The 21887-nt window shown below is 71.8% G+C and carries 17 protein-coding genes and 3 tRNA genes; 11 read left to right on the top strand and 9 right to left on the bottom strand.

Features of this window, described 5'->3' with window-relative positions; translation table 11 throughout:
• Positions 1-5: 5 nt before the first annotated feature.
• Positions 6-695: a SanA/YdcF family protein gene (locus MRBLMG1_RS17450; protein WP_367824941.1), complete on the bottom strand. Its 690-nt coding sequence runs from the start codon at positions 693-695 to the stop codon at positions 6-8.
• Between the two features lie 38 nt (positions 696-733).
• Positions 734-1456, bottom strand: a complete 723-nt coding sequence (locus tag MRBLMG1_RS17455) for an aquaporin (RefSeq protein WP_367824942.1) — start codon at positions 1454-1456, stop codon at positions 734-736.
• 75 nt (positions 1457-1531) lie between these two features.
• Between MRBLMG1_RS17455 and MRBLMG1_RS17460 the strand changes: the two genes are divergently transcribed.
• A complete protein-coding gene (locus MRBLMG1_RS17460; RefSeq protein ID WP_367824944.1) occupies positions 1532-2233 on the top strand; it encodes a hypothetical protein in 702 nt (233 codons plus the stop codon).
• A gap of 62 nt (positions 2234-2295) precedes the next feature.
• On the opposite strand, the gene MRBLMG1_RS17465 is transcribed toward MRBLMG1_RS17460, so the two are convergent.
• Positions 2296-3129 carry a class II glutamine amidotransferase gene (locus MRBLMG1_RS17465; protein ID WP_367824946.1) on the bottom strand — a complete coding sequence of 278 codons (834 nt, stop codon included), beginning with the start codon at positions 3127-3129 and terminating at the stop codon, positions 2296-2298.
• 204 nt (positions 3130-3333) lie between these two features.
• Between MRBLMG1_RS17465 and MRBLMG1_RS17470 the strand changes: the two genes are divergently transcribed.
• The 6 genes from MRBLMG1_RS17470 to MRBLMG1_RS17495 all read left to right on the top strand — a co-directional run bounded on the left by MRBLMG1_RS17470 (position 3334) and on the right by MRBLMG1_RS17495 (position 10079).
• A complete protein-coding gene (locus tag MRBLMG1_RS17470; protein ID WP_367824947.1) occupies positions 3334-3510 on the top strand; it encodes a hypothetical protein in 177 nt (58 codons plus the stop codon).
• Positions 3507-4310 carry a sirohydrochlorin chelatase gene (locus MRBLMG1_RS17475; protein ID WP_367824949.1) on the top strand — a complete coding sequence of 268 codons (804 nt, stop codon included), beginning with the start codon at positions 3507-3509 and terminating at the stop codon, positions 4308-4310. Before MRBLMG1_RS17470 ends, MRBLMG1_RS17475 begins: the two co-directional genes overlap by 4 nt.
• 35 nt (positions 4311-4345) lie before the next feature.
• Positions 4346-5665, top strand: a complete 1320-nt coding sequence (locus MRBLMG1_RS17480; RefSeq protein ID WP_367824950.1) for a deoxyguanosinetriphosphate triphosphohydrolase — start codon at positions 4346-4348, stop codon at positions 5663-5665.
• A 117-nt stretch (positions 5666-5782) separates the two neighbouring features.
• Positions 5783-7042 (top strand): NAD(P)/FAD-dependent oxidoreductase, encoded by a 1260-nt coding sequence (locus MRBLMG1_RS17485; protein WP_367824952.1) that lies wholly within the window; start codon positions 5783-5785, stop codon positions 7040-7042.
• A gap of 29 nt (positions 7043-7071) precedes the next feature.
• Positions 7072-8961 carry a DNA primase gene (gene dnaG, locus MRBLMG1_RS17490; RefSeq protein WP_367824954.1) on the top strand — a complete coding sequence of 630 codons (1890 nt, stop codon included), beginning with the start codon at positions 7072-7074 and terminating at the stop codon, positions 8959-8961.
• 113 nt (positions 8962-9074) lie between these two features.
• Positions 9075-10079, top strand: coding sequence for an RNA polymerase sigma factor (locus MRBLMG1_RS17495; RefSeq protein ID WP_414721599.1), 1005 nt, complete (start codon positions 9075-9077; stop codon positions 10077-10079).
• Positions 10080-10195: 116 nt separating this feature from the next.
• On the opposite strand, the gene MRBLMG1_RS17500 is transcribed toward MRBLMG1_RS17495, so the two are convergent.
• From MRBLMG1_RS17500 to MRBLMG1_RS17515, 4 genes are all read right to left on the bottom strand, one after another.
• Positions 10196-12121: an ABC transporter ATP-binding protein gene (locus MRBLMG1_RS17500; RefSeq protein ID WP_367824956.1), complete on the bottom strand. Its 1926-nt coding sequence runs from the start codon at positions 12119-12121 to the stop codon at positions 10196-10198.
• A complete protein-coding gene (locus MRBLMG1_RS17505; RefSeq protein WP_367824957.1) occupies positions 12121-13854 on the bottom strand; it encodes an ABC transporter ATP-binding protein in 1734 nt (577 codons plus the stop codon). The genes MRBLMG1_RS17500 and MRBLMG1_RS17505 overlap by 1 nt, the downstream gene beginning before the upstream one ends.
• 148 nt (positions 13855-14002) lie before the next feature.
• A complete protein-coding gene (locus MRBLMG1_RS17510) occupies positions 14003-15442 on the bottom strand; it encodes an FGGY family carbohydrate kinase (RefSeq protein WP_367824958.1) in 1440 nt (479 codons plus the stop codon).
• A 50-nt stretch (positions 15443-15492) separates the two neighbouring features.
• Positions 15493-15804 carry a YtxH domain-containing protein gene (locus tag MRBLMG1_RS17515; protein WP_367824959.1) on the bottom strand — a complete coding sequence of 104 codons (312 nt, stop codon included), beginning with the start codon at positions 15802-15804 and terminating at the stop codon, positions 15493-15495.
• A gap of 136 nt (positions 15805-15940) precedes the next feature.
• Here MRBLMG1_RS17515 and MRBLMG1_RS17520 point away from each other — a divergent pair.
• The 3 genes from MRBLMG1_RS17520 to MRBLMG1_RS17530 all read left to right on the top strand — a co-directional run bounded on the left by MRBLMG1_RS17520 (position 15941) and on the right by MRBLMG1_RS17530 (position 16333).
• Positions 15941-16013, top strand: a tRNA-Asn gene (locus MRBLMG1_RS17520).
• A gap of 5 nt (positions 16014-16018) precedes the next feature.
• A tRNA-Asn gene (locus MRBLMG1_RS17525) sits at positions 16019-16094 on the top strand.
• Positions 16095-16256: 162 nt separating this feature from the next.
• Positions 16257-16333, top strand: a tRNA-Ile gene (locus tag MRBLMG1_RS17530).
• A 411-nt stretch (positions 16334-16744) separates the two neighbouring features.
• Here the strand turns inward: MRBLMG1_RS17530 and MRBLMG1_RS17535 are convergent.
• Complete coding sequence (locus tag MRBLMG1_RS17535) at positions 16745-19300, bottom strand: GH32 C-terminal domain-containing protein (protein ID WP_367824961.1); 2556 nt, start codon at positions 19298-19300, stop codon at positions 16745-16747.
• A 222-nt stretch (positions 19301-19522) separates the two neighbouring features.
• Positions 19523-20518: a carbohydrate kinase family protein gene (locus tag MRBLMG1_RS17540; protein WP_367824963.1), complete on the bottom strand. Its 996-nt coding sequence runs from the start codon at positions 20516-20518 to the stop codon at positions 19523-19525.
• Between the two features lie 243 nt (positions 20519-20761).
• Between MRBLMG1_RS17540 and MRBLMG1_RS17545 the strand changes: the two genes are divergently transcribed.
• The gene (locus MRBLMG1_RS17545; RefSeq protein WP_367824964.1) at positions 20762-21775 is read left to right on the top strand and encodes a sugar ABC transporter substrate-binding protein; all 1014 of its coding nucleotides are present in this window, start codon (positions 20762-20764) and stop codon (positions 21773-21775) included.
• Positions 21776-21887: the final 112 nt, after the last annotated feature.

The raw sequence follows: 21887 nt of genomic DNA on the forward strand, positions 1-21887 counted from the left end.
TCAGCTCACGGCAGGTCGCGAGGTGAGGAGAGGGCCTCGGTGACACCGTCCTCCCGCGGCCCGAGGAAGTGCGGGTCCGGGCGCAGGCCGGCGTCGAGCGCCGCCTTGCCCGCCGCGAACAGCTCCCGCGTGGTGCCGTAGTACCAGGTGCGGTCGTGGGGCTCGGCGACCCCCACGCCGTACGCGTCCAGGCCCGCCCGGCCGCACAGCGCGACGGCCCGCTTGATGTGGAAGTCCTGCGTCACGAGCACCGCCCGGTCCACGCCGAACACCTTCCGGGCCCGCACGCACGAGTCCCAGGTGTCGAAGCCCGCGTAGTCGCTCACGATCCGGCCGTCCGGCACCCCGCGCGCGGTGAGGTACGCCCGCATCGCGCTCGGCTCGTCGTACGCGGTCCTGCTGTTGTCACCGGTGACCAGCAGCACCCGCACCTTGCCCGTCCGGTACAGCTCGGCGGCCGTGTCGAGCCGGTGCGCGAGGTACGGCGTGGGCCGCCCGTTCCACAGCCCGGCGCCGAACACGACGGCGACGTCCCGGGCCGGCACGTCGGCGGTCGTACGCAGCTTCCCGGCGGCGGCGGTGTGCATCCAGGTGACGGGGGCGAGCGCGAGCACCGCTCCCAGCATCACGGCCTGGACGGTACGGCGGCGGGCCCGGGTCGTGCGGGGGATCAGCCGGGTGAGCCGTGCCGGCATGCGGGAACCTCCGTGGGGTGCGGATCGGTGAGGGACTGTCACCCCGTCCGACGCGCCTCGGCGGTGTTCGGTTCGCCGGCGGCCCGGGGTGTTCCGTACAACACACCGGCCAGGAGCAGGCCGAGCAGCATCCCGCAGAGCTGGGCGGCGGCGAAGGCGGGCACGGACGCGGGGGCGATGCCGGTGAAGGAGTCGGAGAACGCGCGGCCGACCGTGGCCGCCGGGTTGGCGAACGACCCGGACGAGGTGAACCAGATCGCCGCCCCGATGTACCCCGCGACGGCGATCGGGGCGAGGCCGGGACGGCCGATGCGGCGCAGCCCCTGCACGACGAGGACGAGGCCCGCGGTGGCGACGGCCTCCCCGAGGAGCAGGTGCGGCGCCGACCGCGGCTCGCTCGCCCAGCCGCCCGGCGCCCGCCCGAACATGGCCTCGGCGAGCAGCGCGCCCGCGACGGCCCCGGTGAGCTGGGCGGCGATGTAGGCGAGGGCCTCGCGCCCGCCCCGCTCGTGGCGCCGCGACCACCACTCCGAGAGCGTCACGACCGGATTGAAGTGCGCCCCGGACAGCGGGCCGATCAGCGCGATCAGCAGGCCGAGGCCGACGGCGGACGCGGCGGCGTTGGCCAGCAGCCGGACGCCGATGTCCTGGCTCAGGGTGTCGGCGCGGATGCCGGAGCCGACGATCACGGCGACGAGGGCGGCGGTGCCGATGAACTCGGCGGCGGCGCGCCGGGGGAGTGTGGGCGAGGACATTCTCATAGTGGAAAAGATATTCCGTGATTCGGAACGAAAAAAGAGGGGAGGGGAAGGTGTGCGGGCCCGTACCATCCGCCCATGATCACCAACGACGTCCTCGGGGACGCGGTCCGCAACAACGCCGAGTGGTGCCAGGCCATGTGCCACGCCCACGGCCTCACCGGCACCTTCGCCCCCCGCGCCTGGACCAGCGGCCGCCGCACCCCGCTCTACTACCCCGACGCGGTCACCCTGACCGACGACGCCGGGGTCGAGGACGTCCTCCCCGGCATCGACCGCACCACCCCCGGAGCCTCCGTCAAGGACAGCTTCGCCCGCCTCGACCTCGCCGCCGAAGGCTTCCGCCTCCTCTTCGAGGCCCAGTGGATCCACCGGCCCGCCGGCCCCTCCGACCTCCCGCCCACGGCCGGCCGCCGCCGCGTCGGCACCCCGGAGGAACTCGCCGCCTGGGCCCTGGCCTGGAGCGACGGCGACGCCGACGAGGCGGCGCTCTTCCGCCCCGCACTCCTCGACGACCCGGCCACCGTCGTCGTCGGCGGGTACGCGGCCGACGGCCGGATCCTCGGCGGCGCCGTCCTCAGCGTCGGCGACCGCGTCACCGGCGTGTCCAACCTCTTCACCACCGGCGACACCGACCCGTCCTACGCCTGGTCCGCCGCCCTCGCCGCCGCCCCCGCCGACCGCCCCGTCGTCGGCTACGAGTCCGGCGACGACCTCACCGCCGCCCTCGCGGCCGGCTTCACCGCGACCGGACCCCTCCGCGTCTGGCTGGACGCGTAGCGAGGGTCTCGTCGATCACGGCGGGCTCCGGCGGGGGCGTCACGGCGGGCTCCCGCGGGGCGTCACGCCGCGGCGGGCGCGAACCGGTGAAGCTCGTCGTTCCCCGGCTGGACGACGCCGTAGCTGTTCTCCGGCACCTCGTTCCACGCTCCGGGCAGGTCGCCGAGGGGCTCGGAGACGATGAGCCGGGTGTCCCCGGACACGTGCTGCAGGAAGCCGAGGTCCGGATGGAGCCGGCGCAGGGCGTCCACCCGGCTGCTGTAGAACAGCGAACGGGACGCACGCGCACTGGAGTAGCGGAAGGCCCAGACACGGTCGCCGTCGGTGAGGGCGAGCGTCATCTGGAGCGGGTGCTCCACCCCGTGCTCACGACCGACCCGCTCCACGACGCCCGCCATCGCGGCGACGGCGGCGGGCGGGTCCTGGTCGAGCCCGAACGTGAGGGCCAGGTAGAACATCACCTCGGAGTCCGTGGTCCCCTCGATGTCGGCGTACAGCCCGGGGTCGACGAGCAGCGCGAGGTCACGGCGTATGAGGCGGAACCCGTCGATGGCGCCGTTGTGCATGAACATCCAGCGGCCGTGCCGGAACGGGTGGCAGTTCGACTGCTGCACCGCCGTCCCGGTCGACGCCCGGATGTGGGCGAAGAACAGCGGGGACCGGACGTGGTCCGCCAGCTCCCGCAGGTTGCGGTTGTTCCAGGCGGGGCCGACGTCCCTCAGCAGCGCGGGCGTCTCGTTGTGCGCCGAGTACCAGCCGACGCCGAACCCGTCGCCGTTGGTGGTCTCCACACCGAGTTTGGAGTGCAGGCTCTGGTCGATCAGGGAGTGCGCCGGCTTGTACAGGATGGTGTCGAGCAGCACGGGCGTGCCCCAGTACGCGAGCCACCGGCACATACGCGATCACCTGGGTCCCTGCCGGATCCGCGGGCACTGTCGCGCCCCGTCCGGCCCTCCCATTCTCGGCGCCCTCCCCGCCGGGTGCCACACCGGAGCGCCCGTGCGGCCCGGCAGGCCCGGCCCGGCGCGCGTGAGGGGGGCGGCAAGGACACGTCACGCGCCCGAAACGGCGAGGCAACGCGCCCCCGTCAGGATCGGCGCATGACGGAGCCGGACAGCGCGTTCGCCGACGCCGCCGGACTGCTCGGCACGATCGCCGGACAGCTCGCGGCGCAATTGGCCGAGGTGCGTCCGTACGACCGCCGGCAGCGGAAACACGAGCAGGACGAGCAGCACCGGTCCCACGAGAGCACGACGAGGAGGCACGCCCGCCCATGAACGCCCCCACCCTCGCCGGACAGAGCCGCACCGCGCCCGCCCCGGCCGCACCCGCCCCCACCCTCCTCGCCGTCGGCCACGGCAGCCGCGACCCCCGGGCCCGGGCCACGCTGAGCAGCCTCCTCGACCGGGTCCACGAACTGCGGCCGGGCCTCGACGTGCGGCTCGCCCACATCGAGCTGAACGCGCCCCTGCTCGACGACACCCTGGCCCGGCTCGCGGCGGAAGGCCGGGACGCCGTCCTCGTCCCGCTGCTCTTCGCCCCGGGCCACCACGTCACCCACGACCTGCCGGCCGCCGTCGCCGCCGTGCCCGCGCTCCGGGCGCGGGTGGCCGAGCCGCTCGGCGCCCACCCGCTGCTGGTCGAGGCGCTGGCGGGCCGGCTCGCCGAGGCGGGCTGGGCACCCGAGGACGGTAACTCCGGCGCCACCGGGGTCGTCCTCGCCTCCGCCGGCTCCCGCGACCCCCGGTCCGGGGCCGAGATCCGCCGGATCGCCGCCCTGCTCGGCGAGCGCCTCGGCGGCGTCCCGGTCGTCCCCGCGTACGCCTCCGCCGCCGCGCCCACCGTTCCCGAGGCCGTACGGGCCCTGACCGCCCGGGGCCGGAACCGCGTCGCGGTCGCCTCCTGCTTCACCGCGCCCGGCCTCTTCGCCACCCGGGCCGCCGCCCACGCCCCGTGGATCGCGGCGGACCCGCTCGGCGCGCACCCGGCCCTCGCCCGGCTCGTCCTGCACCGCTACGACCGGGCCCGCACGGCCGCCCCCACCACCACCCCCGCGCGGGAACTCGCCGCCATCTGAGCGCTTCTGTCGGTCCCTCCGGTTACCGTCGACGCATGGAAGGCATCACGGACACCTCAGGACAGGACATCACCACCGACACCCCCGGCTACGACTCCGCCGCGACCGACCGCTGGGCGGCGGAGCCCGACAAACGCCCCGGCCGCACCGCCTTCCAGCGCGACCGGGCCCGCGTCCTGCACTCCGCCGCGCTGCGCAGACTCGCGGGGAAGACCCAGGTCGTCACGCCCGGCACCCGCAGCCACGCCTGGGACGCCAGCCCCCGCACCCGGCTGACCCACTCCCTGGAGTGCGCGCAGGTGGGCCGGGAACTGGGCGCCGCACTCGGCTGCGACCCCGACCTCGTCGAGGCCGCCTGCCTCTCCCACGACATGGGCCACCCGCCGTTCGGGCACAACGGCGAGCAGGCGCTCAACGACGTCGCGAAGGACTGCGGCGGCTTCGAGGGGAACGCGCAGTCGCTGCGCCTGCTCACCCGCATCGAGCCGAAGCGGTTCGTCAAGGACGCCGACGGGGACCTGGTCAGCGTCGGCCTCAACCTCACCCGCGCCGCGCTCGACGCGGCCACCAAGTACCCGTGGGCGCGCGGCGGGCACCCCGAGGACCCCGGTTCACCGAAGTTCGGGGTGTACGAGGACGACCTGCCCGTCTTCGCGTGGATCCGGCAGGGCGCGCCGGCCCACCGGAAGTGCTTCGAGGCGCAGGTCATGGACTGGTCCGACGACGTGGCGTACTCGGTCCACGACTTCGAGGACGGTCTGCACGCGGGCCACGTCGACCCGAACCTGCTGCTCGCCGAGCCCGAGCGCGCCGACGTCTTCGCCGTCGCCATCGGCCGCTACGTACCGGAGGACACCGATCCGCAGGAGCTCGCGGACGCCCTCGACCGGCTGGTCGACCAGGAGTGGTGGCCGCACGGCTACGACGGCTCGGCCGTCGCCCAGGCCCGCCTGAAGGACGCCACCAGCCAGCTGATCGGCCGGTTCTGCCTCGCGGCGGAGGGCGCCACCCGCGAGCGGTACGGATCCGGCCGCCTCACCCGTTACGCCGCGGAGCTCGTGGTCCCGCGCGAGGCGCGCAACGAGTGCGCGGTCCTCAAGGCCGTCGCCGACCGGTACGTGATGCAGCGGGCCGAGCAGGAGGCACTCCGCGCCGACCAGCGGATCGTCGTCGCGGAACTCGCCGAGGCCCTCGTCGCCCGCGCTCCCGACGGTCTCGAACCGCAGTTCCGCGCGGCGTTCGACGCCGCCCGCGACGACCGGGCACGCAAGCGCGTCATCATCGACCAGATCGCCAACCTGACCGACGCCTCCGCCCGCGCCCAGCACGCCCGCTTCCGCCGCCACCTCGGGTAGGTCCTCTTCCCTCCCCCTCCTCCGTGCGGGACGCTCGCATGCACGCCCCGAGCCGGAACGGCCCGACGAACGCCGGGGGGCGTAGGTTGGAAGCGGTCGCAAAGAGGAGGAAAAGACGTGGTCGACGCAGATCAGACCTTTGTCATCGTCGGCGGGGGCCTGGCAGGGGCCAAAGCGGCGGAGACCTTGCGTGCCGAGGGGTTCAACGGCCGGGTGATCCTCATCGGAGACGAACGCGACCACCCCTACGAGCGCCCACCCCTGTCCAAGGGCTACCTCACCGGCGCCAAGGAGCGCGACAGCGCCTTCGTGCACGAGGCCGCCTGGTACGCGGCGAACGACATCGAGCTGCGCCTCGGGCAGTCCGTCACCGCCGTCGACCGCGAGGACCGCACCGTGCGCCTCGGCGACGGCACCGTCATCCGCTACGACAAGCTGCTGCTCGCCACCGGCGCCGAACCGCGCCGCCTCGACGTCCCCGGCACCGAGCTGGCCGGCGTCCACCACCTGCGCCGCCTCGCCCACGCCGACCGGCTCCGCCAGGTCCTCGCCGGCCTCGGCCGGGACAACGGCCACCTGGTGATCGCCGGCGGCGGCTGGATCGGCCTGGAGGTCGCGTCGGCGGCCCGGGGCTACGGCGCCGAGGTCACCGTCGTCGAGGCCGACCCGACCCCGCTCCACCGGGTGCTCGGCCCCGAGCTCGGCCAGCTCTTCGCCGACCTGCACACCGACCACGGCGTCCGCTTCCACTTCGGCGCCCGGCTCACCGAGATCGTCGGCCAGGACGGCATGGTCCTCGCCGTCCGCACCGACGACGGCGAGGAGCACCCGGCGCACGCCGTGCTCGCCGCGATCGGCGCCGCGCCCCGCACCGCCCTCGCCGAGAACTCCGGGCTCGCCCTCGTCGACCGCGCCGACGGCGGCGGCATCGCCGTCGACGAGTCGCTGCGCACCTCCGACCCCGACATCTACGCGGCCGGGGACGTGGCCGCCGCCCTCCACCCGCGCCTGCACACCCGGCTCCGCGTCGAGCACTGGTCCAACGCCCTCAACGGCGGCCCGGCCGCCGCCCGCGCCATGCTCGGGCAGCACGTCTCCTATGACCGGGTGCCCTACTTCTTCACCGACCAGTACGACCTGGGCATGGAGTACTCGGGCTGGGCGCCCCCCGGCTCGTACGACCAGGTCGTGGTGCGCGGCGACACCGGGAAGCGCGAGTTCATCGCCTTCTGGCTCAAGGAGGGCCGGGTCCTCGCCGGCATGAACGTGAATGTGTGGGACGTCACAGAGCCGATCCAGCAGCTCATCCGGTCCCGTACGGCCGTGGACCCGGACGCCCTCGCCGACCCCTCCGTACCCCTGGAGAGCCTGATCTGATCACCTCCGCCCCCACGTAGACTTCATGCGTGGCAGGCAGGATCAACGATGACGACGTGAAGGCGGTACGGGACGCGGTCCCGATCGACGCCGTCGTGTCCGAGTACCTCCAGCTGCGCAACGCGGGCGGCGGGAACCTCAAGGGCCTCTGCCCCTTCCACGACGAGAAGTCGCCCTCCTTCCAGGTCAGCCCCAGCAAGGGACTCTTCCACTGCTTCGGCTGCCAGGAGGGCGGCGACACCATCGCCTTCGTGATGAAGATCGACCACCTCTCCTTCTCGGAGACGGTCGAGCGCCTCGCCGCCAAGGCGGGCATCACCCTGCGGTACGAAGAGGGCGGCTACAACCCCGGCCACCAGCGCGGCGAGCGCATCCGCCTGGTCGAGGCGCACAAGGTCGCCGCCCAGTTCTACGTCGACCAACTCGGCTCCGCCGAAGCCGAGATCGGCCGGAAGTTCCTCGCCGAGCGCGGCTTCGACCAGGCCGCCGCCGAGCACTTCGGCGTCGGCTACTCCCCGGCCGGCTGGGACCACCTCACCCGCTTCCTGCGCGGCAAGGGCTTCTCCGACAAGGAGTTGATCGTCTCCGGCCTGTCCCAGGACGGCCGCCGCGGCCCCATCGACCGCTTCCGCGGCCGCCTCATGTGGCCGATCAGGGACGTCGGCGGCGAGGTCGTCGGCTTCGGCGCGCGCAAGCTCCGCGACGACGACAACGGCCCCAAGTACCTCAACACGCCCGAGACGCCGATCTACAAGAAGTCCCAGGTGCTCTACGGCATCGACCTGGCCAAGAAGGACATCGCCAAGGTCAGCCGGGCCGTCGTCGTCGAGGGCTACACCGACGTCATGGCCTGCCACCTCGCCGGCGTCACCACCGCCATCGCCACCTGCGGCACCGCCTTCGGCGGCGACCACATCAAGATCCTCCGCCGGCTCCTCATGGACAACGGCTCGGCCCGCGTCATCTTCACCTTCGACGGCGACTCCGCCGGCCAGAAGGCCGCCCTGCGCGCCTTCGAGGACGACCAGAAGTTCGCCGCCGAGACGTACATCGCCATCGCCCCCGACGGCATGGACCCCTGCGACCTGCGCCTCGCCAAGGGCGACGAGGCCGTCGCCGACCTCGTCCAGCCCCGCACCCCGCTCTTCGAGTTCGCGCTCCGCCAGATCGTGAAGCGGTACGACCTGGAGACCCCGGCCGGCCGCGCCGCCGCCCTCGACGAGGCCGCGCCCGTCGTCGCCCGGATCAAGAACATCGGCGCCCAGCACGAGGTCGCCGTCCAGCTCGCCGGCATGCTCGGCATCCTCGACACCCAGTTCGTCGTCAAGCGGGTGGCCCAGCTCGCCCGCTGGGCCCGCGACCGCGGCGGCAAGGGCCCCGCGCAGCCCGCCCCGCAGCGCGGCTACGACACCCCGGCCCCGCCGACCGCCTCCTCCGGGCCCGCGCTCAACCTGCGCAGCCCCGCCCACCGCACCGAGCGCGAACTCCTCAAGCTCGCCCTCCAGCGCCCCGAACTGGTCTCCCCGGCCTTCGACGCGTACGGCATCGACGAGTTCACCGCCCCGCCGTACGCCGCGGTCCGCCAGTGCGTCCAGGACGCGGGCGGCGCCACCGGCGCACCCTCCGACTACCTCGACACCGTCCGCGAGGCCGCGCCCAACGACACCGTCCGCGCCCTCGTCACCGAACTCGCCGTCGAGACGATCTTCGCCAAGAACGTCGACGAGGCCTACGCCGGCGACCAGCTCGTCACGGTCCGGCTCCGCGCCGTCGACCGCCGCATCCGCGACGTCCAGGGCACCCTCGCCCGGCTCGGCGCGAACGGCGACCCGGAGCAGCTCGCGGCCGTCCAGAACGAACTGTGGGTGCTCACCCAGTACGGGCAGTCCCTCCGGAACAACGGCGCCGCCGCACTCTGACCCACGGTCACGGAACGGACTCAAAAAGTCACCGCACGCCCCTCGTGGCGGCGATGTGTCGTACCCCACACTGGGTGACGGAGCCGTTCCGCCCCACCTGGAGGTCGCCCGCCGTGCAGACCGAGATCCAGACCACCGAACCGGACGAGCAGGCCGAACGCCCCGAGGTCCCGGTCCAGCGGCGCAGAACCGACCTCGGCGGCAACGGCCCCTCCTCCGACCTCTTCCGCCAGTACCTCCGCGAGATCGGCCGCATCCCGCTGCTCACCGCCGAGGAGGAGGTCGAGCTCGCCCGGCGGGTCGAGGCGGGGCTCTTCGCCGAGGAGAAACTCGCCAACGCCCCCGATCTGGACACCCGGTTGGCCGGTGATCTCGACCGGATCGTCGTCCTCGGCCGGATCGCCAAGCGCAAGCTGATCGAAGCCAACCTCCGCCTCGTCGTCTCCGTCGCCAAGCGGTACGTGGGCCGGGGCCTCACCATGCTCGACCTCGTCCAGGAGGGGAACCTCGGCCTCATCAGGGCCGTGGAGAAGTTCGACTACGCGCGCGGCTACAAGTTCTCCACGTACGCCACCTGGTGGATCCGCCAGGCCATGTCCCGGGCCCTCGCCGACCAGGCCCGGACCATCCGCGTCCCCGTGCACGTCGTCGAACTCATCAACCGGGTCATCCGCGTCCAGCGCCGCATGCTCCAGGAGCGCGGCTACGAACCCACCGCCGAGGAGGTCGCCGCCCAGCTCGACCTGGCCCCCGAACGGGTCGGCGAGGTCCTCCGCCTCGCCCAGGAACCGGTCTCCCTGCACGCCCCCGTCGGCGAGGAGGACGACGTCGCCCTCGGCGACCTCATCGAGGACGGCGACGCCGCCTCACCCGTCGAGTCCGCCGCCTTCCTGCTGCTCCGCCGCCACCTGGAGGACGTCCTCTCCACCCTCGGCGAACGCGAACGCAAGGTCGTCCAGCTCCGCTACGGCCTCGACGACGGCCGGCCCCGCACCCTGGAGGAGATAGGGCGCATCTTCGGCGTGACGCGCGAACGCATCCGCCAGATCGAGTCCAAGACCCTCACCAAACTCCGGGACCACGCCTACGCGGACCAACTGCGCGGCTACCTGGACTAACGCGGCTACCTGGACTGAAGGGCGTCCTGCCGATCATGCCGGGCTCGCGCCCCGCTCGGGAATTCCCCGTGGCGTGACCCGTGCCGCGCGTCATGCGGCACGGGTCACCTGCCGGGTCAGTCGACCTCGGCGACCGCCTGCGCGAACTGCGCGGCGTACAGCCGGGCGTAGGCCCCGGCGGACGCCAACAGCTCCTCGTGGGTGCCCTGTTCGACGATCGAGCCGTTCTCCATCACCAGGATCACGTCCGCGTCCCGGATCGTCGAGAGCCGGTGGGCGATGACGAACGAGGTGCGGCCGTGGGCGAGTCGGGCCATCGCCTTCTGGATGAGCACCTCGGTGCGGGTGTCCACGGAGCTGGTGGCCTCGTCGAGGACGAGTATCACCGGGTCGGACAGGAACGCCCGGGCGATGGTGATCAGCTGCTTCTCGCCCGCGCTGACCCCCGCCCCGTCGTCGTCGATGACCGTGTCGTAGCCGTCGGGCAGGGTGCGGACGAACCGGTCGGCGTGAGCGGCCCGCGCGGCCTGCTCGATCTCCTCCCGCGACACCTTCCGGGTGGCGCCGTACGCGATGTTCTCCGCGATGGTGCCGCCGAAGAGCCAGGTGTCCTGGAGGACCATGCCGATGCCGGCCCGCAGGTCCTCGCGGGTCATCCGGGCGATGTCCACCCCGTCGAGGGTGATGCGGCCGCCGGTGACCTCGTAGAACCGCATGAGCAGGTTCACCAGGGTCGTCTTGCCGGCACCGGTCGGGCCGACGATGGCGACGGTCTGGCCCGGCTCCACGGTGAGCGACAGGTCCTCGATGAGCGGCTTGTCGGCCTCGTAGCGGAAGGCCACGTCCTCCAGGGCGACCTTGCCCTTGAGGTCCGCCGGCCGCTCGCTCTTCGGCGCGTCCGGCTCCTGCTCCTCGGCGTCGAGCAGCTCGAAGATCCGCTCGGCCGAGGCGACGCCCGACTGCACCAGGTTCGCCATCGACGCGACCTGCGTCAGCGGCATCGAGAACTGGCGCGAGTACTGGATGAAGGCCTGCACGTCACCGATGGAGAGCGAGCCGGTCGCCACCTTCAGGCCGCCGACGACGGCCACCAGGACGTAGTTGAGGTTCGAGACGAAGAACATCACCGGCTGCATCACGCCGCTGTTGAACTGCGCCTTGAACCCGGCCTCGTACAGGGCCTCGTTCTGCTCGCGGAAGTCCCGCGCGGACTCGTCCTGCCGCCCGAAGACCTTCACCAGGGTGTGCCCGCTGTACATCTCCTCCACATGGGCGTTGAGCGTGCCCGTGGACTTCCACTGCTGGACGAAGTGCGGCTGCGACCGCTTGCCGATCTTCGCCGCGACGAACACCGACACGGGCACCGTCACCAGCGCCACCAGGGCGAGCAGCGGCGAGATCCAGAACATCATGCCGATCACGCCGACGATGGTGAGCAGCGAGTTGATCAGCTGGCCCATCGACTGCTGGAGCGTCTGCGAGATGTTGTCGATGTCGTTGGTCGCCCGGGACAGCACCTCGCCCCGCTTCGCCTTGTCGAAGTACGACAGGGGGAGGCGCGCCAGCTTCGTCTGGACGTCCTCCCGCATCCGGTAGACCGTCCGGTTGATCACCTTGATCGACATGCGGGTGGAGACCAGCATGAGCAGGCCGGCCGCCACGTACACGCCGAGGACCACGAGCAGCACCTGGCCGATCGCGGTGAAGTCCATGCCCTGGCCCGGCGTGAAGTCGACCCCGGACAGCATGTCCGCCATGCCGTCGTCGCCCGAGGCGCGCAGGTTCGCGATCGCCTCGGCCTTCGTGCCGCTCTCGATCTGCCGCCCGACGACGCCCGCGAAGACGAGGTCGGTCGCCTTGCCGAGGATCTTCGGGCCGACCACGGAGGCCGCCACCGACAGCACGCCGGCGAAGAGCATCACCCACAGGGCGCCGCGCTCCGGCGCCAGCTGCCGCAGCAGCCGCTTGCCCGAGCCCTTGAAGTCCATCGACCGCTGGTCGGGGCCGCCACCGGCCATCATGCGTCCACCTGGACCGGCCATCAGGCTGCCTCCGCCTCGGTCAGCTGGGAGAGCACGATCTCCCGGTACGTCTCGTTGTCCGCCATCAGCTCCTGGTGCCGTCCGGTGCCGACCACGCGGCCCTCGTCGAGGACGACGATCCGGTCGGCCTCCCGGATGGTGGAGACGCGTTGCGCGACGATCACCACGGTCGAGTCGGCCGTCTCGCGGGCCAGCGCCGCCCGGAGCAGGGCGTCCGTCTCGTAGTCGAGTGCCGAGAACGAGTCGTCGAAGAGGTAGATCTCCGGCCGCTGCACCAGCGTCCGCGCGATGGCGATCCGCTGCCGCTGCCCGCCGGACACGTTGGTGCCGCCCTGCGCGATCGGGGCGTTGAGCCCGGCCTCCAGCTTCCGGACGAAGTCCGCGGCCTGGGCGACCTCCAGGGCGTGCCAGAGCTCCTCGTCGGTCGCGTCGGGCTTCCCGTACCGCAGGTTGGTCGCCACGGTCCCGGAGAAGAGGTACGGCTTCTGCGGGACGAGTCCCACCGTCCTCGCCATCAGCTTCGGGTCGAGCTTCCGGACGTCGACGCCGTCGACGAGGACCTCGCCGCCGGTGGCGTCGAAGAGGCGGGGCACGAGCCCGAGGAGGGTCGACTTCCCGCTGCCGGTGGAGCCGATGATCGCGGTGGTCTCGCCGGGCCGGGCGACGAGCCGGACGTCCTTGAGGACCGGCTCCTCCGCACCCGGGTACCGGAAGTCCGCGCTCCGGACCTCCAGGTGCCCGCGGCGGTCGAGGGTCGTCACCGGCTCGGCCGGCGGCACGACGCTGGACTCGGTCGCCAGGACCTCCTCGATGCGCTCCGCGCACACCTCGGCCCGCGGCACCATCATGAACATGAAGGTGGCCATCATGACGGCCATCACGATCTGCATCAGATAGGCGAGGAAGGCGGTCAGCGCGCCGATCTCCATCCCGCCGCTGTCGATGCGGTGCGCGCCGAACCAGACGACGGCCACGCTGGAGACGTTCACGACGGTCATCACGACCGGGAACATCAGCGCCATCAGCCGGCCGGTGGCCATCGACACGTCCGTCAGTTCCGCGTTGGCCCCGCGGAACCGCTCCTCCTCGTATGCGTCCTTCACGAAGGCCCGGATCACGCGGTTGCCGGTGATCTGCTCGCGCAGCACCCGGTTCACCGTGTCGAGACGCACCTGCATCGTCCGGAACAGCGGCCGCATCCGCCGCACGATCAGCGAGACGGAGACGGCGAGGACCGGCACCACCGCGAGCAGGACGCCCGACAGCGGCACGTCCTGGCCGAGCGCCATCACGATGCCGCCGACGCACATGATCGGCGCGGAGACCATCAGGGTGAACGCCATCAGGACCAGCATCTGGACCTGCTGCACGTCGTTGGTCGTACGGGTGATCAGCGAGGGCGCGCCGAAGTGGCCGAGCTCCCGCGCGGAGAACGACTGGACGCGGTCGAAGACCGCGCCGCGGATGTCGCGGCCGAGCGCGGACGCCGTCCGGGCGCCGTGGAACACGGCCCCGATGTTGCACACGACCTGCACCACGGACACGCCGATCATCAGCGCGCCGGCCCGCAGGATGTAGCCGGTGTCCCCGTTGACGACACCGTTGTCGATGATGTCGGCGTTCAGGGTCGGCAGGTAGAGGCTCGCGCAGGTCTGGAGGAACTGGAGCAGGACGAGCAGCGCGATGGGTTTTCGGTAGGGCCGCAAATGGGTTCGGAGAAGTCTTATGAGCACGGCTCCACTATCGCCCGCGCCCCCGGGACGTTACGACTCGGTTTGGCGCGTGTCCGGGGGTGCGCGGCGAACCCTGGCGAAGACTTTACGAACCGTGAGCGGACCGGGGGGTGTCCGGGGCGTACGGGGAGCGTGCCCGGGGGGCCGCCTAGCCGGCGAACGCGCCCGGGTGGACCTGCTCCCGCGTCGCCACGTACTGCTGCCGCACCGCCTGGCCCGCCGGGAGCTCGTCGCCCGGCTCCAGGATCTGCGCGGCCGCGCCCTGCCAGGCCGGGGGAGTGGACGGCGACAGCGTGCCGCGGGCCGCGCCGAGCGCCCAGGCGGCCTGGCGGGCCGCGCCGAGGGCGGCGTAGTCGGCCGGCTGGGGGACGACGACCTGGGCGCCGAACAGCGCGGGCGCGAGCGCCTGCACGGCCGGCAGGGCTGCCGCGGCGCCGAGCAGGAAGATCCGCCGCACCTCGACGCCCCGCCCGCGCAGCACGTCCAGGGCGTCACCGAGCGCGCAGAGCATCCCCTCGAACGCCGCCCGCGCCAGGTGCTCGGGCTTCATCGACTCGCGCCGCAGCCCGCTGAGCGTGCCCGCGGCGTGCGGCAGGCTCGGCGTCCGCTCGCCCTCCAGATACGGCAGCAGGACGAGCCCGTACGCACCCGGGGTCGACTTCAGGGCGAGCGCGGAGAGCTCTTCGAGGGATTCGACGCCCAGCATCTCGGCGGTGCCGCGCAGCGCCCGCACCGCGTTGGAGGTGTGGACGACGGGCAGGTGCATGCCGGTGGCGTCGGCGAACGAGGTGATCATGCCGTTCGGGTCGGCCAGGGCCTCGTGGTGCACGGCCATCACCGAGCCGGACGCGCCGAGCGAGACCACCGCGTCGCCGTGCCCCAGGCCGAGGCCCAGGGCGGCGGCCATCGTCTCGCCCGTCCCGGCGGAGATCAGCAGGCCCTCGGGGGTGGTGCCGGCCGCCTCGGCCGGGCCGAGCACCTCGGGCAGCATCGCCTGGTGACCGAGCGCCAGTTCCACCAGGTCGGGGCGGTAGGCGCCGGTGCGGGCCGACCAGTAGCCGGTGCCGGACGCGGCGCCGCGGTCCGTGGTGCGGCGGGCGGGCCGGCCGAGGAGCTGCCAGACCAGCCAGTCGTGGGGCTGGAGGATCATCGCGACCCGGCGGGCGTGGTCGGGCTCGGTGCGGGCCAGCCAGCGGAGCTTCGCGACCGCCTGCCCGGGGCCGGGCACGGAGCCGACGGCCTCGGCCCACGCCTGACGCCCGCCGAGCGACTCGACGAGGTCGGCCGCGGCGATCTGGGCCCGCTTGTCGTTGCGGACGAGCGCGGGCCGCACCAGGCCGCCCTGCGCGTCGAGCGGCACGAGCCCGTGCTGCTGCGCCGAGACGCCGATGGCCTCCACGCCCTCCAGGATCCCGCCGGTGGCGGCCTCCCCGAGCGAGAGCAGCCACGACTGCGGATCGACGTCGACGGCCTTCGGTTCGCCGGGATGCGCGGCGTACCCCTGCCGCAGTACGGCACCCGTGTCCGCGTCACAGACGACGATGCGTGTGAACTCAGCAGAGCTGTCCAGTCCGGCGACTATCCCCATGGCACTTGATTCTGCCGCACGCGGGGCCGGTACGGGTGCCCCGGTGGCGTTCAGGTGTTGCTGGTGCCCCAGTCCTCCTCGTCGACCTTGCCGTTCGCCCGGCCCCGGCCGCGCAGCGCGTGCACCCGGTCGGTCACGGCGGAGGGCAGCCGGTCGCCCACGGTGTCGCCCACGAGGTGCGCCGCCTTCCCCGCGGCCTGGCGTCCGGTCTGCGCGGCGGACTCGGCGGCGTTGCGCACGGCCGGGTTCTGCGCGAAGTCCTGCGCCGACTTCTTCATCTGCTCGTAGCGCTCGCGCCCTGCCCGCGTCCCCACCACGTAACCGAGGGCCAGTCCCACGACGAACGTCAGCTTGTACCGCACGGCAGCGATCCTTCCCTGGAGGCTCTGGGGATACCGATTGGCGGAGCACCCCCCTGCTTGCGCTAATGTATGTCTCGCAGCGAGCGAGTGCCCGCCCGGTTCGGCCGGAATGGTTACGCTCGGTGCGACGCAGCAATCCCCTGTAGCTCAATTGGCAGAGCAGCCGGCTGTTAACCGGCAGGTTACTGGTTCGAGTCCAGTCGGGGGAGCGCGATCCCCTGTAGCTCAATTGGCAGAGCATTCGGCTGTTAACCGGAGGGTTACTGGTTCGAGTCCAGTCGGGGGAGCCACACGGAAGAGGACCCTTCGGGGTCCTTTTTCGCGTCTCCGGGAACCATGCCCGGTCACATGCGGTCTTCATGGTCAGCAGAGCCGATCTTCCGGAGCAGGAGATCGTATGAGCGGCTATGCTGCGGCAGACGGCGCGCACACATGTACGCGCCTCACCGTTCGGGGCGGTAGCTCAGCCGGTTAGAGCAGCGGACTCATAATCCGTCGGCCGTGGGTTCGAGTCCCACCCGCCCCACCAAAGAAAAACGTTCTCACCTGCGAAAACGCCCCGGGTGGGGTGCTTGCGCGTGCGGCGACCGCCTCGCAGCGGTGCGGTGAAACCGGCGCCCCTGGCCTGCCTCGCCGGGCCCCGACCTTCTTGACCTGGAGTTTCAGGCGGAGGGTGGTGCGGAACCACGACGATGATCCCACGGCGATCCCACGGCTCCGGCGTGTGACACGCCGCACACCGCACCGAATATGTGCTCTCTTGCCGACACCTCATCGGTCTGGTGGCCGGAAATCGTCGCTAGGGACGCCAGGGGGCTGGATTCCTTGGTGTACACCTCGAACGTCAGGTTCCCGGGTTCTTCACGGACGCGCGCGGTACGGAGGCGGGTTGCCGGGTCGGCACCACGCCTCCGCACCGTCAACGGAACCGCTCCGGTGGTCAGTCGCGGTACGACCGCACCTGCCAGACCTTGGCACCGACGAGGCGGCCGGAGCCGCCTTCGGCGAAGAGCTGGATGCCGTCGCTGTCCGGGCTGGGGAAGATCTGGTCCGTGATCACGGCCTCGCCGTCGCCGCCGAACACCTCGACCGAGGACCGGTCGACCAGGATCCGGAGCTCGACCTTGCCGTCCCTGGCCGCCAACGGTGCGCGCTGGACGCCGGGGAAGTCGCCGTGGAAATCCACCGCGCCCGAACGCGTCCGGTCGACGTACAGCTCCCGCGTCTTCCTGTCGTAGCCGATGACGGTCTCCTGGCCTTCGCCCGTGCGCACCTTGAACCCGAAACGCTCGGCGTCGTCGAGGGCGAACGTGGCCCGGATGTCGAGTGCCTCACCGTCGGCCCGGCCCGCTGCCAGTGGCACGGAGCCCTCCGCGATCCTGATGTCGCGCACGCCGACCGACGGGCCGTGGAGCGACTCCACGGTGGAAACGGGCCGCTGCGTCAGCCGGATCCGGCCGCCCGTGGTGCGCAGCGCCATCTCGCGCGGGATGCTCTGCGCGCCGCGCCAGGGGGAGGTCGGGATGTTGTTGCCGTATTGCCAGTTGTTCATCCAGCCGATCATGCGGCGCTTGCCGTCCGGGACGTCCTCCCAGGAGACGGCGGCGTAGTAGTCCTTGCCGTGGTCGACCCAGTCGGCCCGCTGGAGGGCCGGGACGGCCGGCTGGTCGGCGGCGACGAAGTGGTCGGCCAGGATGTGGCCCCAGCCGGCCGTGTTCCTGTCGACGATCTGGAGGGTGGCCTGCTTGCCCTGGTGGGCGCGGAGGTCGAAGGAGGCCCAGTCCAGGCTTCCGCTGTCCGCTCCGGTCGCGCTGTGGACGATCGTGCCGTCGATGAGGAGATTGACCGTGGTCTCCGTCGAGCGGGGGCGTGCCGGGGTGTCGGACAGCATGACCTGGTCGAGCAGGACGTGCCCCCAGCCGCCGGTGTTCTCGTCGACGACCTCGATGTGCGCGGTGCGGCCGGCGAGGTCGCCGAGGTCCCAGGAGACCCAGTTGAGCGACTCCGAGTCGGTGCCGGTGGCACTGCGCACCGTCCTGCCCTCGACGACGAGCCGGACGGCGGTGGGCGCGTCGGATCCGGAGGGGTGGTTTCCGCCGCCGATGAGGAGGTTGAGGTGCTTCGTGGTGAGGGTGAACTCGGGCGAGGTGAGGGTGCCCGTGGTCGCGTCGCCGCCCAGGAAGGTGTTCACCAGGCCGTCGCCCTCGTGTCCGGACACCTGGTGTTGGCCGGGGAGGGTGCCGGGTGCGGGCCTGTCGCCGAAGGCGGTGCCCGTGGCCGTCCAGGAGCCGTAGCCGTCCTGCTCGAAGTCGGCGAGGACTTCCCCCGCGGGGGCGGGGGAGTCGCCCGTCACGGAGCCGGGGACGTGGGGGTGACGGCCGCCGGCCACCTTGAAGTTGACATACGGGCTGGTGACGGTGAAGGGCGGTGAGGTGAGGGTGCCGGTCTCGTGGTCGCCGCTGTGGAAGCTGTCGACGAGTCCCTTGCCCTCGGAGCCGCTCGTGCCCGACGTCCCGGGCGCGGGAGCGGGGACGGGACCGTCGCCGAAGGCGGTGCCGGTCGTCTGCCAGGCGCCGTAGTCGGGCCCCTCGAAGTCCTGGACCACGACTCCGGGAGGCGGCGTGTAGGAGCCGTCATGGTCGGGCGTGAACCGCTTGCCGTCGAAGTCGCCCACGAAGTACTGGGCGGCCGAACCTCCCGCGATGCCACCGGGGTTGATGTTGACGACGAGCACCCATTTGACGCGCTTGGGGTCGCCGTCGACGGGCAGCGGGAACAGGTCCGGGCACTCCCAGACGCCGCCCACCGCGTTCTGCGGGCCGAAGTCGCTCAGATGGGTCCAGCTCTTGAGGTCCTTGGAGGAGTAGAACCGGACCTTGTGTTCGGTGGACAGCGACACGGTCATCAGCCAGCTCTTGGTGGGCGCGTACCACTGGACCTTGGGGTCGCGGAACTCCTTGGACCCGATGTCGAGCACCGGGTTTCCGGAGTACTTGGTCCAGGTGCGGCCGCTGTCGGTGCTGTACGCCAGGGACTGGGCCTGCTTGCCACCGTCCTTGTAGTGACTGGTGTAGACGGCCACCATCGCGGGGTTCTCCTTGGTCCCGAACCCCGTGGTGTTGTCGTGATCGACGACCGCGCTGCCGGAGAAGACCATCTCCTCGTCGTCGTGCGGGATGGCGAGGGGGAGTTCCTGCCAGTGCACCAGGTCCTTGCTGACAGCGTGGCCCCAGGACATGTCGCCCCAGGTGTTGCCGCTCGGGTTGTACTGGTAGAAGAGGTGGTACTCGCCCTTGAACCAGACGAGTCCGTTGGGGTCGTTCATCCAGTTCTTCGCGGGACTGAAGTGGAACTGGGGGCGGTACGTCTCCGTGTACGGCCGACTGTCCTCCGCCGACGCCTGCGGGGCGACGGCGGTGACGGTGAGCGCGCAGGTCGCGGCCGCGGCGGCGACGAGGCGCAAGGGGACACGGCGGCGTGCGGGGACTCGGCTCATGGTTTCTCCTGCACTGTGGGAGGCGGCGTCGTGCCCGCGTCCGCTGCGGTGGAACGACGCCGGGGGATTCGCAGTGCCGGGCGGTGGGGCGGCCCGGGAAACGGATGTCATCGATGACATATGACAGCGATGACATCCGTTGGGGAGTGATGATGGGCGGGCTCGGCGCGGTGCGTCAATGGCCTGGGCCGAGTTCGTTCGGGCGCCGGTCAAGCCGCCCGCTCAACCGACGGTTCCGCCGGCCATGCGCCTGGCGACACGTGCGGTCGTGGGTACTGGCAGCCGCAACTGGCCGGCCCAGGGCGGGTTGGGCCCGACGACACCGCAGGTCAGTGCCGCCACTTGGGCGGCGAAGTCGCAGGCGTCGAAGACGTCGTCGATCCGCAGGTCCGTCAGCCGGCCACCGAGGAGCCCCTCGGCGCCGAGATGGTGCAGGAGGCCGGCGGTGAAGGAGTCGCCCGCGCCGACGGTGTCGACCACGTCGGTCGGGGGCGCCGGTACGGCGGTCCGCTCGCCGTCCAGCGAGGCAACCGCGCCGCGCTCCCCCCGGGTGATCACGACGAGGGGGACGCCCGCCGCATGCCAGGCGTCGCAGGCTCGCTCGATCGTGAAGCCGGGGAGCAGCAGTTCCAGGTCGTCCTCGCTCAGCCGGAGGATGTCGGCGAGCGCGCACCAGCGCGGCAGGCGCTCGCGGTAGACCCCCAACCCCACGAGCAGCGGCCGGACGTTGGGGTCGATGGAGATCGTGGCCGTGGCGGAGGCGCGGGCGAGGAAGTCCTCCACGGCCGTGTCGCCGGGCTCGCGTACCAGGGCCAGGGAGCCCGAGTGCAGGCAGGCCGTATGGGCGAGGTCCGTCGCGGCGAGTTCGCTCGCCGTCCACTGCCAGTCGGCGGTTCCCTGGGCATGGAAGGAGTACTCGGCCCGGCCCTGGGCGTCGAGTTCGGCGACGGCCAGGGTGCTGGGCTCGGCCGCGCGCACGGCAGCCGAGAGATCGACACCCGAGGCCTCCAGGTGGCCGCGGAACAGCCGGCCGAAGACGTCGTCGGACAGGCGCGCCAGGAAGCGGGCGGGCGTGCCCAGCCGGGCGAGCGCCACAGCGGTGTTCGCCGGACCGCCGCCCGGCAGGACCCGCAGGCCAAGCTCGCCCGGCGTGGTGGCGGGCATGGTGAAGGCGTCCGCGACGCATTCTCCGAGGACGGTGACCAGGGGCAGGCTCATGGCTCGGTCTCTCCAAGGTGGGCAGCACGAGAGGCTGCGTGTACGGGGTCCTTGAGGAAGCTCACGGAGAGCGCTGCTCTCGATGTGAGGTGGTGCGGGCGGGCGGCGTTGCCGATTTGTGACGGCGCGAAGGCATTGACGTTTCCGGGTGATGGAGTTCATCATCCTCCGCAAGCAGTGTCAACGATGACATGTGTCAACGCTGACACCACCTCCCCGCCCTCGTCCCGCAGGAGATCAGACATGCTTCGCAGAAACCGCACCCTTCGCGTCTCCACCGGTTTCACCGTTCTCGCCGCCGCCTCGGCGCTGACCCTGACGGCCTGCGGCTCCGGTGCGCAGGGAGCGTCCGGTGGCGGAGGAACCAAGGTCGGGCTGATCACCAAGACCGACACGAACCCGTTCTTCGTGAAGATGAAGGAGGGCGCCGAGCAGGCCGCGAAGGACAACGGCGTCGAACTCGTCAGCGCGGCCGGGAAGTTCGACGGCGACAACGCGGGTCAGGTCACCGCGATCGAGAACATGGTCAACTCCGGTGTGAAGGGCATCCTCATCACGCCCAACGACTCCAAGGCGATCGTCCCCGCCCTCGACAAGGCACGCGCCAAGGGCGTCCTGGTCGTCGCGCTCGACAGTCCGACCGATCCGCAGGACGCCACCGACGCCCTCTTCGCCACCGACAACGTCAAGGCGGGCGAGCTGATCGGCCGGTACGCCAAGGCCGCCATGGCCGGCAAGGAGGCGAAGATCGCCACCCTGGACCTCGCGCCCGGCGTCGCGGTGGGCGTGCAGCGCCACCAGGGCTTCCTCAAGGGCTTCGGCGTCGCGGAGGGCGACCCGTCGATCGTGTGCATGCAGGACACCGGCGGCGACCAGGCCAAGGGCCAGACAGCAATGGAGAACTGCCTCCAGAAGTTCCCGGACGTCAACGTCGTCTACACGATCAACGAGCCGGCCGCGCTGGGCGCTTACACCGCGCTCAAGGCGAAGGGCCTGGAGAAGAAGGTGCTGGTCGTCTCCGTCGACGGCGGCTGCACCGGCACGAAGGCCGTCAAGGAAGGCAAGATCGCGGCGACCTCGCAGCAGTACCCCCTCGAAATGGCGTCCCAGGGCGTCAAGGCGGTCTCCGACTACGCCAAGGACGGCAAGAAGGCCTCCGGCTACACCGACACCGGCGTCACGCTGATCACCGACGCGGCCAAGCCGGGTGTCGACGCCAAGGACACCGCGTACGGCCTGGAGAAGTGCTGGGGCTGAACCCCGACGTCAAGGCGCGCCGCGGAACCCGAACGCCTCCTACGGCGGACAGCCCTGCGGCTCGTATCCCCTGACGCCCCCCGCTCCGCCGACCATCGACACCGGCAAGGAC

The sequence above is a fragment of the Streptomyces sp. LMG1-1-1.1 genome, from assembly GCF_040815545.1.
Lineage (GTDB): Bacteria > Actinomycetota > Actinomycetes > Streptomycetales > Streptomycetaceae > Streptomyces.